11 protein-coding genes are annotated in these 12,885 nt (G+C 59.7%); 4 read left to right on the forward strand and 7 right to left on the reverse strand.

What is annotated here, in order from left to right; genetic code table 11:
- Positions 1-30: 30 nt before the first annotated feature.
- From AC2T9U_RS10130 to AC2T9U_RS10145, 4 genes are all read right to left on the reverse strand, one after another.
- A complete protein-coding gene (locus AC2T9U_RS10130) occupies positions 31-1,059 on the reverse strand; it encodes a Gfo/Idh/MocA family protein (protein ID WP_493696011.1) in 1,029 nt (342 codons plus the stop codon).
- A 45-nt stretch (positions 1,060-1,104) separates the two neighbouring features.
- Positions 1,105-1,737 (reverse strand): class I SAM-dependent methyltransferase, encoded by a 633-nt coding sequence (locus tag AC2T9U_RS10135; protein WP_115029074.1) that lies wholly within the window; start codon positions 1,735-1,737, stop codon positions 1,105-1,107.
- 108 nt (positions 1,738-1,845) lie between these two features.
- Positions 1,846-3,570, reverse strand: coding sequence for a fumarate hydratase (locus tag AC2T9U_RS10140; protein ID WP_493696012.1), 1,725 nt, complete (start codon positions 3,568-3,570; stop codon positions 1,846-1,848).
- A gap of 190 nt (positions 3,571-3,760) precedes the next feature.
- Positions 3,761-5,011, reverse strand: coding sequence for a glycosyltransferase family 4 protein (locus tag AC2T9U_RS10145; protein ID WP_493696013.1), 1,251 nt, complete (start codon positions 5,009-5,011; stop codon positions 3,761-3,763).
- On the opposite strand from AC2T9U_RS10145, the gene AC2T9U_RS10150 reads away from it, so the two are divergent.
- Together AC2T9U_RS10150 and AC2T9U_RS10155 are read left to right on the forward strand one after the other, a co-directional pair.
- Positions 4,956-5,768 carry a PIG-L deacetylase family protein gene (locus AC2T9U_RS10150; RefSeq protein WP_493696014.1) on the forward strand — a complete coding sequence of 271 codons (813 nt, stop codon included), beginning with the start codon at positions 4,956-4,958 and terminating at the stop codon, positions 5,766-5,768. The two genes, AC2T9U_RS10145 and AC2T9U_RS10150, sit on opposite strands and share 56 nt — an antisense overlap.
- On the forward strand, positions 5,765-6,907 hold the full coding sequence (locus AC2T9U_RS10155; RefSeq protein WP_493696015.1) for a lysylphosphatidylglycerol synthase transmembrane domain-containing protein: 1,143 nt from the start codon (positions 5,765-5,767) through the stop codon (positions 6,905-6,907). Before AC2T9U_RS10150 ends, AC2T9U_RS10155 begins: the two co-directional genes overlap by 4 nt.
- On the opposite strand, the gene AC2T9U_RS10160 is transcribed toward AC2T9U_RS10155, so the two are convergent.
- Positions 6,796-7,722: a type 1 glutamine amidotransferase gene (locus AC2T9U_RS10160; RefSeq protein WP_493696016.1), complete on the reverse strand. Its 927-nt coding sequence runs from the start codon at positions 7,720-7,722 to the stop codon at positions 6,796-6,798. The genes AC2T9U_RS10155 and AC2T9U_RS10160 overlap by 112 nt on opposite strands.
- A 5-nt stretch (positions 7,723-7,727) precedes the next feature.
- Complete coding sequence (locus AC2T9U_RS10165) at positions 7,728-9,062, reverse strand: MurT ligase domain-containing protein (protein WP_208302857.1); 1,335 nt, start codon at positions 9,060-9,062, stop codon at positions 7,728-7,730.
- Between the two features lie 98 nt (positions 9,063-9,160).
- On the opposite strand from AC2T9U_RS10165, the gene AC2T9U_RS10170 reads away from it, so the two are divergent.
- Together AC2T9U_RS10170 and AC2T9U_RS10175 are read left to right on the forward strand one after the other, a co-directional pair.
- Positions 9,161-10,477 carry a GNAT family N-acetyltransferase gene (locus tag AC2T9U_RS10170; RefSeq protein WP_493696017.1) on the forward strand — a complete coding sequence of 439 codons (1,317 nt, stop codon included), beginning with the start codon at positions 9,161-9,163 and terminating at the stop codon, positions 10,475-10,477.
- Positions 10,478-10,555: 78 nt separating this feature from the next.
- Entirely contained in the window at positions 10,556-11,872 is a 1,317-nt protein-coding gene (locus tag AC2T9U_RS10175; RefSeq protein ID WP_208302855.1) for an anaerobic C4-dicarboxylate transporter family protein, read from the forward strand.
- Here the strand turns inward: AC2T9U_RS10175 and AC2T9U_RS10180 are convergent.
- A complete protein-coding gene (locus tag AC2T9U_RS10180; protein ID WP_147279125.1) occupies positions 11,869-12,855 on the reverse strand; it encodes a hypothetical protein in 987 nt (328 codons plus the stop codon). The genes AC2T9U_RS10175 and AC2T9U_RS10180 overlap by 4 nt on opposite strands.
- Positions 12,856-12,885 lie beyond the last annotated feature (30 nt).

Here is a 12,885-nt window from a genome sequence, read left to right on the forward strand (position 1 = left end):
CTGCACAACCAGAACACCCCCGACCCCGATTCACTCCACCTGGACAACCCGGCTCTGTGCAGCACTAAGGCGCGCCGCCTGCCCAACCCGGATGGAATGCACCGCATCCATAGGATCAACCGGCATCCCCGCCTGCCTATCCTCATACCCCTGACCCTGCAACGCAGCCGACAAAATCCGATAAAACTCCGCACCCGTCTCACTCACCGCTGGACCGGGCCACCGCTCAGAGCCCGCATACACCCACCCTGTTCCGCCCTGAGCATCAGCCAATTCCGGCAAAACACCAATCGTGTCCGGACCATCTTCATACACAAACGCCGCCTTCGTTCCCGTCACACGGAACCGAGGCGCAGGAAACGGATCAAACGAACTAGCCCGCAAAATCGAAGACCCACCACGCACGTGACGCAACCACAGCAAAACATCATCATCCGCAGGAGTAGTAAACGCGTTCACCTCCGCATACACGCTGGCAACTGGCCCCATCACCTGCACCGCAGTATCAATCACATGCGGCCCCAAATCGTTAAGAACACCACCACCCTCACGCCAATCAGCGTTCTCCCTCCACCGCTGCTTCGGCTCCGGACGCCACCGACTAAACGACATCTCAAAACGACGTACCTGCCCCAAATCACCCCGCTGCACCACCTGCGCCAACGCCAACGGACCGGCATCCCACCGCCGATTCTGAAACACCGTCAACGGCACACGCTCCTGACGTGCCAGCTGAACCAACGCATCAGCCTCATCAGCAAAAACAGCCATCGGCTTATCCACCACGCACGGCACCCCCGCCGCAATCACCTGACGCACATGCTCAACATGCTTACCCGTAGGAGTGCACAAAACCACCGCATCAGCACCAACGCGCGCAACAACATCCACCAACGCAGTCACATCAGGAACCACCATCGCCCCCGGTAAATCCGCTTTCGCCTGCGCAACCCGATCAGGGTGCGAAGTCGCCACAGCAACGATCTTCCCACCCGCCTGCGCAATCAACGGAGCATGCAAAGTACGACCATAGGAGTAACCCGCAAGAGCAATACGCATACCCTCAACCCTGCCACCAGCCCCGGGGGAAGAACACCTAAGACACTACAGATGCCCCGTCGCAAGAAAAACACTGAACTCGCGAGCAACACCACCCTTAGCCTTCACAACCGTGGCCACCGTCTCCACCTGCACATCAACAAAACCTTCCCGCACCAGATCTTCCCGCAACACATCTCGCTCAATACCCCGGTGCCCAGTGTGCGTATCCGCATGAAAAAGATTCTCTGGATCATGATCAAGATCCGCCAGCGAAACCCAACCTCCCGGTGCGAGCGCTCCCCGAATGCTTCGCAAAGCAGCCCTGGTGTCAGGAATGTGGTGAAGAGCCATCGCGCTGACAACAAGATCAAAGGAATCGTTCAATGGCTCATCGAGAAGGTTATGAACCCGAGCCTGAACACGAGGGTGATCAGCAATCGCATCCATAGCAACATCAATCATGCCCTCAGATGTATCGATGAGAAGGACATGCGCCACTTGCTCAGCCAAGGCACGGCCAAGCTGGCCAGTACCAGCACCCAGATCAAGTACACGCCACGCCGAACTCATCGGAATGCGCTGCCGGATAGCATCCGCGATGCGCTGTGAACGGGCAGTCTTTTCAGGACTGTCCCACGTTTTCGCAGCGTCATTGAAGTATGTGGCGTCGCTATTACCAGAGTGCTCATGAGACATGAGCCCACCCTAAACAGCAGCCCCCGGACCCGCCCCCACAATCGCACCGGTGGTGCTCCTACGCTCGTGCAATATCTGCAGGCGTAGGAACACCCCCAGCCGTAACGGTCAATTCGTTTGTGTTGCAGCGGCATCAACATCCGTGTTGTTGTGCGCGGCATCCACCCCCGGACGTTTCCCGATCGACATCGTCACCGGCGCCGCGACAGAAGCAAAGAAATCATTGCCTTTGTCATCAACGACAATGAAGGCAGGGAAATCTTTCACCTCAATCTTCCACACCGCCTCCATACCCAACTCCGGATACTCCAAAACTTCCACCTTCGTGATGCAATCCTGCGCCAAGCGTGCAGCTGGACCACCGATAGAACCCAAGTAGAAACCGCCATGCACTGCACACGCATCCGTCACCGCCTGGCTACGGTTACCTTTAGCAAGCATCACCATCGATCCGCCCGCAGCCTGGAACTGGTCAACATAACTATCCATGCGTCCGGCAGTCGTGGGGCCGAACGACCCCGAAGCCATCCCATCGGGAGTCTTCGCAGGACCGGCGTAATACACCGGATAATCCTTCAGATACTGGGGCATCTGCTCACCCTTATCAAGACGCTCCCGGATTTTTGCGTGCGCGATATCGCGGGCCACCACAAGCGTGCCCGTCAAAGACAAACGCGTCTTAACCGGATACTTCGTCAGCTCCGCTAAAACTTCAGACATCGGACGCCGCAAATCGATCTCTACAACCTCCCCACCCAATTCATCCTCAGTGGGGGCTGGCAAATACTGGGTCGGATCAAACTCAAGCTGCTCCACAAACACCCCCTCCGGAGTGATCTTGCCCAGACACTGCCGATCCGCCGAACACGAAACCGCGATCGCCACCGGCAACGAAGCACCATGACGCGGTAACCGCACCACCCGCACATCGTGACAGAAATACTTACCACCAAACTGGGCACCAATACCGATCTGACGAGTCAGTTCAAGAACCTTTTCCTCCATCTCACGGTCCCGGAACCCACGACCCGTAGCCGCGTTACCCGTGGTCGGGAGATTATCCAAGTACTTCGCTGACGCATACTTAGCCGTCTGCAGCGCCTTCTCCGCAGACGTACCGCCAACCACAATCGCCAAGTGATACGGCGGGCACGCCGCCGTACCCAAACTGCGGATTTTTTCCTCCAAGAACGGCATGATTCGCTCCGGAGTAAGAATGGACTTCGTCTCCTGGAACAAGTAGCTCTTATTCGCCGAACCGCCGCCCTTAGCCATGAACAAAAACTCATACTCCAGCTCATGCCCTGGATGCGTATCCGCATAAATATCGATCTGCGCAGGAAGATTGCAGCCCGTGTTCTTCTCCTCAAAGAACGTCACCGGAGCGTTCTGGCTATACCGCAAATTTAACTTCGTATAAGCATCAAACACTCCCCGCGAAATGGGTTCAGCATCATCACCAGCAGTAAGCACATGCTGCCCCCGATGCGCTGAAACAATCGCCGTCCCCGTGTCCTGACACATAGGCAACACGCCACCGGCAGCGATCCCCGCGTTCTTCAACAAGTCAGAGGCCACAAATTTGTCATTGTCACTGGCCTCCTCGTCCTCGAGGATGTTCCGCAACTGCTGCAGATGCCCCGGCCGCAAATAATGCGCGATGTCATGCATCGCTGTCTCCGTCAACAGGCGCAGCGCCTCAGACTCAACCTCAAGAAAACGACGACCACCTGGCCCCTCCAACACACGCACGCCCTGCGACGTCAACTTGCGAAACGGGGTCTGTATGTCTTTCCCAACAGGCAGCAAGTCCTCATAGGCGAAATCCGCCATGGCACAACTCCTTCACAACAGCCCGGGTGCACGGGCAAGAACAGCCGGTAACAGCGCCCTGGCAACGCCGCCATCTGACAGATCACGGAAAAACCACGACCGGCTCAGCTACACACCCAGTCTGTCCCCTCACCCCCAACGCCGCGGCCCCAAAGCTGCCTTTCACCACAACAAATCCACGTCAAACACATCACACCCCCCGCGCAGCCCGCTCATACAACCCCACCGCACCAGCCACAATCGCCCCCTGACCAAACCGCTCCGGCAACTCAGCACCCGCCTGCTCACGCAACCCAGCCATCCACACCCCATCCACCGCACAGCGCGCAACCGCCCGCGCCAACCCAACGTCACTATCCATCAACACCCCATCAACACCCGAGCGCACAAACTCCCCCACCCCACTACCCACCCGCCCAAACACCGGCACCCCACACGCCCGCGCCTCCAACGCAGCAATCCCAAACGCCTCATCCACCACCGGAGACACAAACACATCCGCCCCCCCATACATCCGCACCAACTCCGCATGAGACAACCGACCCCGCAACCGCACCCACCCACCAGCACCATGCCTACTCACCCACCGCTCACACACCGGCCGCAACGGCCCGTCCCCGGCCACCTCCACCGTAATCGGCACCCCAGGCACCAACCCCCGCGCCACCTGCACCAACTCCAACAACGCCACCGGCCGCTTAATCCTCGACAAACGCATCGCACTCACAACCCGCACCCCACCAGCACGCGGCCTGACCCCACACCACCGACGCCACACCTGCGTATCCACCCCATTAGGAACAACCTCCACCTCCACATCCCCGGACGCCGCCGCCAACCGCTGCGCCGCAACACCTGAAACAGCCGACAACACCGCACCACCACGCACCCACCGATCCACCCGCCCCGACAACCGCAACCACAACCTGCCCGCCCCACCAACCAACGAATGACACGTCACCACATGCGCCAACCCCAACTGCGCCGCCACCTGCACCGCATCAAACGCAAACGGACTCACCACCCCCATATGCACATGCACCACATCAAAACCACCCTCACCCAACACCGACCGCAACCACCCCGCCCCCGCCGGATTCACCACCACTGACCCCGGCAACCGCACCGGCAACGGAAACCGCAACACCTGCACCCCACCCTCAACCATATCCACCTGCGCTCCCGGCGTAATCGTCAACACCACCACCTCATGCCCAGCACTGACCAACCCCCGCGCCAACCGATCCACCTGCACCTCAATCCCACCCAGACGCGGCAAAAAAACATCCGAAACCAAAGCAATACGCACCCAAACACCCTGCCACGCCCGACATACCGCCACACGCCACCAACCACCACCAGCCACCAATGACACACTGACCGATGTGAGCCGCACCATCGTCGCCGTCAACGCCCACCCCGACGACGAAGCACTCCTCATGGCAGGCACCCTCGCCAAAGCAGCCGCCGCAGGAGACCGCGTCATCCTCGTCGTGGCCACCGACGGTGAACTCGGCGAAGCCGACCCCCGCTACCACCAAAACGGCGACCTCGGCACCACCCGAATCAACGAACTCCACCTCAGCGCAGCAGCCATCGGCGCACACAACGTCATCCGACTCGGCTACGCAGACTCCGGTTCCGGCCCCACCATCCCCCCCAACCCTCCCCACACAACCCGATTCGCACGCACCAACACCCACCACGCCGCCACCCAACTGGCCAACATCCTGCGCAACGAACACGCCGACCTCGTCATCGGCTACGACAAAGCCGGCGGATACGGCCACCGCGACCACATCAAACTCCACGAAGTAGTCCGCGCCGCCTCCGCCACCACAGGCACCCGGCTCCTCGAAGCAACAATCCCCCGCGAACTCATCACCCAAGCCCTACGCATCGCAACCCGCCTCTACCCCTTCCCGCCCGAATTCGACCGCAGCACATTCGAAAACGCCTACACCCCCCGCAACCTCATCACCCACCGCATCAGCATCGGCCAATACAGCACAGCCAAACGCAACGCCCTACGCGCACACACCTCACAAACAACAGGCCGCACCACCCGAACACTCAACGTCCTAAGCAACCTGCCCTCACCACTGTTCAACCTCATCCTCGGACGCGAATGGTTCACCGGGCCAACCCCCCGCACCCATAAACACCCCGCCCACAACATCTGGGAAACCACGCCGTGACAACACCATCAACACTCCTGCGCAGCACACTCCACACCGCCGCAAGCCTAAGCATCACCATCGCCCTACTCGGCTGGCTACTCCCCACCCTCACCGAAACCACCTGGACCGAAATTCTCCACACCATCACCGGAGTCGGCTGGCTCAACTTCCTCGGCCTGCTCACCCTCATGATGACCGGGCTCTACTGCTACACCTTCACCCTCAAAGCCTCCCTGCCCGGCCTGAGCCACAGCCAAGCCCTCACCAGCAACCTCGCCGGCTCATGCATCAGCAACATTCTGCCCGCAGGCGGCGCCTTCGGCACCGCACTCAACTTCGCCATGTGGCGATCTTGGGGATTCGAAGTCACCACCATCACCTCATCCATGCTGATCACCACAGTGTGGAACATCCTCATCCGCGCCGCCCTGCCCGTCCTCGCTGCTCTCCTGCTACTCACCCACTCCACCAGGCTCCCTGCCACCATCTGGGGCGGAGTCGCCCTCGGCGCCCTCATCGGCACCATCACCGTCACCACAGGAATCGCCCTCATCACCTCACGCCGCGCAACCACAACACTGGGCACACTCGCCGACACCATCAACAAACACCTACGCCCCAACCACCACACCCACTTCGCCACCAACGCCCTCACGCTACGCACCCGCATCATCGGCCTAGCCCACAACCGCTGGCACCAACTCACCTTCGGAGTAGTGGGCTTCTTCGCTGTCTACTTCCTCCTGTTCACCGCCTGCATCACTCTCTCCGGCGTTCATGTCTCCTTGCCAATAGCTTTCGCTGCCTTCGCCATCGGAAGACTCTCCACAGCAGTGCCCCTCACCCCCGGAGGCCTGGGAATAGCTGAGGCCGGATCCGCCGCAGTGCTTATCGCACTCGAAGCAGATCCGGCCTCAACCGGAGCAGGTGTGGCACTCTTCGCCCTCTTCAGCCACCTACTCGAAATCCCTTTTGGTGCAGTGGGACTCACTCTCTGGTTAGTGACACGTTCACGTCACACACCAACCACCACACACAATCACGCTCAACGACGCATCGCTCGAGCACGACGCAAAGCGGCCCGAGCCACATCCCTGACACTAGGCAACACCGACGAACCACCATCGTCATACCCAGCCAACAACCGCTCTACCTGACGATGCCGAGCCTCATCAGCCAACGTGTCATCCAACGCCTCAGGCTCAAACCCACCCTTATCCTGCCGCTCCACCGCAGCCCGAAGCAGCTCATCAGTGAACGCAGGGTTAGAAGGCAACACCGGGCCATGCAAGTACGTGCCATACACGTTGTCTTTCACCGCACCCTCAGTGCCATCCTGACCATCATTACCCTGGCCATACAACACCGTTCCCAACGCAGCCTGCTCTGGCCCACGCAAAGTCCGGCCCGAATGGTTCTCATACCCGACCATCTCACCAAACTTGCCCGAAATAACCACCGGGCCAACCATGCGCGTTTCCGCACCAGTAGTGGTCACATCCAAAATGCCTAGCCCCGGCAACCGCTTACCAGCCACCGTCGTGAAATCACGGCCCAACAACTGGTACATGCCACACACCACCAACATCGGCGCCTTATCAGCAGCCAAATGCCGCAACATGTCACCATTGGCGGCCAGATCATCCTCAACACGAGCCTGACCCGAATCCTGACCACCACCACCGACGATGATGTCTACGTCATCACGCAAAACCGTTCCCGGATGATGCGCCAGCACCTCCACCTGATACCCATGACGTTGCGCACGCACCTGCAACGCACGCACGTTGCCAAAGTCGCCATAAATGCTCATCTCACGCGGATACAAGTGAACAATCTTCAACTTGCCCTTCACCGGGCCGTGATAACTGTCAGCCATCGACCCCGACTGCAACGCTCCCGGAGCATCTGCCGCGGTCAACGTGCCCGAACCATGCATCTCCTCGGACACAGAAGTACTCGAAATAGTCATCGCTTTCACGCGTCCTGTCCGATGTCGGGAAGGTCATAGCGCTCAGCAAGAGTGCGGCGCAGCGACATCATCGCGGTGTAAGTGCAGAAAAGTCGAAGCGGCTGCCCCGGATGAGCCGCCAAGAAAGTATCGAGAGCCTCCGTCAAATCAGGAATGACGCTACCGACCTCAACATCGTCATACCGCAGCCGCAACGCCATGTCATAAGCACGGATACCTGCCGTCGCATACACACCCTGCTCCCGCAACGACTCAAACGACACGTCATACAACCAACTGACGTCACGCCCATCAGCAGTGTTGTCATTAATCGCGACCATCGTCGGAACCGGAGTTCCCCCATACGTGGACAACGCCACCGAGAAACCCGCCGGGTTCTTCACCAACACCAACTCAAGACTCGAATCGCCCGCCTGAATGACCTCACCACGGCCAAACGGCGGAGCCACCGACGCCAACGCCGCCGCAGCCACACGCGCATCGAACCGATCGCCCAGGAGACGCTTAGCCATCGACGTGGCCGCCGTGGCATTAATCATTGCCGCCAGACCACGCTGCTGAAGCTCCAACGGCCCAACCGTGTCGGCACCAGGAAAATCGATCGCGAACTTGCGCTCATCAATCGTACGCAGCAAACCATCAGCAGGCCCCGGATCCGGAACACCTGCATGACCTGAGGCACCAGCACCACCCTCAGGAATTTCACGCACATCCGCTTCCTGCAGCTCAGCTACCCGATCAGCGATTGATGGGTCCAAACCAAACCACGTCGCCTCAGGAACATCCGCATTCTGCGCAGCCCGAGAAATAAAAGAATCATCCCGGTTCAACACAACACCGTGCGTGGTGCGACTAGCCAAATCCTCCAAAAGACGCGCCGTGTAGTCGATCTCGGCGAAACGATCCAACTGATCACGAGCAACGTTCAACAGCAACGCATGCGTAGGCTCAACAGCCTCCGCGAAACGAATCGAATGAGCCTCATCCAACTCCAGAATCGCGTAATCAGCCTTCAACCGACCCGAAGGACCGATCTCATCGAGCATCGCGGAAATGACCCCACGCGTGAAGTTACTGCCAGTCGGGTTAGAAAAAACCGAGAACCCGTGGGCACGCACCACCGCTACCAGCATCTTCGTCGTAGTGGTTTTTCCGTTAGTACCACTGACAACAACAATCCCGCCGTGCGTGTCAGCGAGCGCGTTACGAAGAAAACCTGGATCGAGACGCTCGGCTACCAGGCCGGGCAACGCCGACCCTCCCGAACGTCCACCCGTACGGAGACGCGAAGCGAGCCGAGTGGCCTTACCCGCGAGGACGGCTGCGTTAGTCCTTAGCACAACTCAAGAGTAGTGGCCGTGGGTCACACAAAAGGCCATCAGAAGCGAAGGTGCTATTCCACGCCCCCGCCACCGCCAGCGTCGATACTGTGGAAAACATGAACGACCGCACCCCACACCCCCCAACCCAACAGGACTCAGAAACACTACGCACCAGCCTCATCAACCCCACCAACCTGGATGAAGTCCGCGAAGTCTTCAACCTCAAATCACTCGTATTCCACTCACCCCGACTCACCAAAACAGACCTCGACACCTACGCCGAATCCCTAAGCCAAGACGGATTCCGTACCACCGTCATCCACGACACCGCCGCCCCCAACACACCCGCCGTCGCCTCCTTCCTATCTATGGACTCCATGTGCTCCCTACCAGGCGGAGCCGACGTCCCCACCACCGCAATCAGCGACGTCGTCGTCCTGCCCACACACAAAAGGCAAGGCATCCTCCGACGTTGGATAACCAACGAACTACACCGCGCCAAAAACGCAGGCAACGTCTGCGCCGCCCTCCACGCAGCCGAATGGGAAATCTACGGCCGCTACGGATTCGGCATGTCCGCAGCACGAACCGCCTGGACGCTACGACCTGACCGAAGCCACTTCCTCAGCCAACCCAGCGGACACATACGCATCATCACCCCACACGAAGCCGCCACCATATTCACCAACATCGAAACAGCCGTGCGCGCAGCACACCCCGGAACAATCACCGCACCCCTGACCTACTGGAAACACCACACCGACCCCACCACCTACTCCCCCAATACCCCAGCACGATGGTTCGCCGCCCACACCGACAACAACGGAAACATCGACGGAGCAGTCTCCTACTCATTCCCCGACGGCTGGAAAATGGGACGCCACGAAAACCGCATGACCATTCACGAACTACGCGCCAGCACCCCCACCGCAGAACGCGAACTATGGCGCCACTGCGCCAACACCGACTTCATCACCGAAATCGACTACGCCCTAGGACACCCCGACCTACCCCTGCCCTGGTACCTCAGCAACCCCCGCGCTGCTCAATCCGGCCCCATCTGGGATGGCCTATGGACCCGAATCCTCGATGTGCCAGCCGCCCTCAACGCACGCACCTACCCCCTACCCGGTGAGATAAACCTCACTATCACCGACCCACTCCACCTCACCGACGGCACCTACATCCTCACTATCAACACCAACGGCCAAGCCACCTGCCACCCCACAAACACCCCAAATCCCCAGACCCCACACCTACACATCGACATAAACGCCCTGGCCAGCCTATGGCTCGGCGGAGGAGGTGGAATCCCCACCCTGCCCGACCTCATCCTCCAAGACAAAGCACACCTCACCCAAAAACGTGATCTACACCGCGTCGCAACCCTTTTCACCTGGCCCAATGCGCCCCACGACCTCACCAACTTCTAAACCAACACAGAGTTAGACTCGCCGCACAATCCACGACGCGACCCAGCGCCTAACACCCCCACCCCCTGGGAGCCCCTCATGATCTGGTTCCACCTACTCATCGCCCTCCTCTTCATCGTCATCGGCGCCAGATTGGGGGGAATAGGAATCGGACTCGCCGGAGGCGCAGGCGTCGTCATCCTCGTCGCAACAGGCCTACACACCACCGCCACCAAAGACGTCCCCTGGTCCGTCATCGGCATCATCATGCCCGTCATCTGCACCGTCGCAGCCATGCAGCTCGCCGGAGGCATCGACCACCTCGTCCACCTCACCGAAGTACTCCTACGCAAACACCCCAAACACATCACCTACCTAGCACCCTTCGTCACCTACATGCTGTCCCTGCTCTGCGGCACCGGACACACCGCCTACTCCGTCATCCCCGTCATCGTCGACGTCGCCAAAGAGCACAAAATCCGGCCCTCCCGTCCCCTAGCCATCGCCGTCGTCGCATCCCAAGTCGCCGTCGCAGCCTCCCCCATCTCAGCGGCAATGGTCGCCCTAGCCGTCGCTCTAACCCCCCTCAACGTCGGCTACCTCCAATGCCTAGCCATTGTCATCCCCACCACCTTCATCGGCTGCATGATCGGCGCATTCGTCTCCTCCCGCCAAGGATGCGAACTCGAAGACGACCCCATCTACAAAGAACGCCTAGCCCAAGGACTCATCCGCAAAAACGCAGCCAACACCACCCACACATACAAACCCGCCCCCAGCGCCGTCCCCAGCCTCATCATCTTCCTCATCGCCCTCATCCTCGTGGTCACCTACGCCACCGTCACCTCAAAACAGCTCGGACTCATCGCCCACGCCCCCATCGACTCCACCTCGGCCATCATGGCAATCATGCTCGCCGCAGCAGCTCTTATCTGCGTCGTAGCCAAACAACCCACCAAACTCATCGCCACCCAAAACACCTTCAGCTCCGGCATGACCGCGGCCATCTGCATCATGGGACTGGCCTGGCTCGGCAACGTATTCGTCGGCAACTACATGGAAGAAATCAAAGCAGCCCTCGCCGGCCCCCTCCAGGCACAACCCTGGCTCGCAGCAGTCTTCTTCTACTTCGCCGCCCCACTCATGTTCTCCCACGCAGCAACCACCACCGCATTCATGCCACTGCTGGTCAACCTCAAACTCCCCGCAATCGCGCTCCTCGCCAGCTACCCCGCCGTCGCCAACTATTACCTCCTCCCCAACTACCCCACCACTGTCGCCGCCATGGAAATGGACGACACCGGCTCCACCCGTGTAGGCAAATTCGTCCTCGACCACCCCTTCGTCCTACCCGGAACAGTGGCCATCCTCGTCACCGTCATCCTCGGCTTCATCACCGCACCACTAGTCGCCTAACTCCCCACCGCGGTGGATGAGCCCACCGACACACAATCCAGCTCATCCACCGCAACAACCGACAACACCATCAACACACACGTCGCCACACCAATCGCCCCGAACGTCACTGCAGCAACCACCACATTGCTCGGCTCCTCATGAGCCACTAAACCCAACGCAATCAACACCACCCCAGCAGCCACCGACCCCGCCAAAGCCACCACCCCATACGCAACCACATCCCGCACCGACAAAGATCCTTCCAACCCCACACCCCGACCACGCGACCTCAACCACACAGCAACCAACACCGCGACACCAGAGCACAGGGCCAACACTCCCACCGCAGCAACCACATCACTGGGCCGGTGCCACCGCATCACCACAATCACAGCGCCAGCCAACGTGCACGCAAACGCCGACAACATCATCAACGGCACCCGCACCAACCGAGGCACAACCACCAACAACGCCAACGCCAACCCCGTAATCACCGTCATGTGACCACTAGGCAACGTATTCTCCGCCCCAATCCCCACATCACGACGCGGAATCACCACCTTCCCCACCTGCGTCGTCACATTCGCCAACCCCACAAGAACAATCGCGAACACCGCCAAATCCCACCGACGACGCAATAACGCAATCCCCACCACCACCAACAAACCCACCGCCACCGCAGGAACACTCACAAGCGTCAACACAGCATCAAACCGCTCATTCACCTCAGGCGGCAACAGCGCAGACCAACGAGACCGCTCATCCACACGCTGCCCCAACCGCGTCCACACAAAAAACGGAATCACCACACAAAGCAACACCACCGCCGCAACAACCAAACCCACCCCAAACAGACACGCCCGACGCCCCGCACCACCAATCCGTTCCAAAAAAACCGAAAACACAACACCCTCACAACGACTCAACTGCATACTTCCGCTTCCATAAAAATCAACACTCACAAAAACCCCAACAGCATCCGCCACCAGCACCCGAGCCATCGACGCCACATCCACGCAACAGCAACAACC

This window comes from Dermatophilus sp. B7861-1 (genome assembly GCF_058996045.1).

Coding starts and splice junctions, on each gene's coding strand:
- AC2T9U_RS10175 (WP_208302855.1), top strand. CDS start 10,556: ATGATCTGGTTCCACCTACTCATCGCCCTCCTCTTCATCGTCATCGGC.
- AC2T9U_RS10160 (WP_493696016.1), bottom strand. CDS start 7,722: ATGACTATTTCGAGTACTTCTGTGTCCGAGGAGATGCATGGTTCGGGC.
- AC2T9U_RS10135 (WP_115029074.1), bottom strand. CDS start 1,737: ATGTCTCATGAGCACTCTGGTAATAGCGACGCCACATACTTCAATGAC.
- AC2T9U_RS10180 (WP_147279125.1), bottom strand. CDS start 12,855: ATGGCTCGGGTGCTGGTGGCGGATGCTGTTGGGGTTTTTGTGAGTGTT.
- AC2T9U_RS10140 (WP_493696012.1), bottom strand. CDS start 3,570: ATGGCGGATTTCGCCTATGAGGACTTGCTGCCTGTTGGGAAAGACATA.
- AC2T9U_RS10145 (WP_493696013.1), bottom strand. CDS start 5,011: ATGAGGAGTGCTTCGTCGTCGGGGTGGGCGTTGACGGCGACGATGGTG.
- AC2T9U_RS10130 (WP_493696011.1), bottom strand. CDS start 1,059: ATGCGTATTGCTCTTGCGGGTTACTCCTATGGTCGTACTTTGCATGCT.
- AC2T9U_RS10170 (WP_493696017.1), top strand. CDS start 9,161: ATGAACGACCGCACCCCACACCCCCCAACCCAACAGGACTCAGAAACA.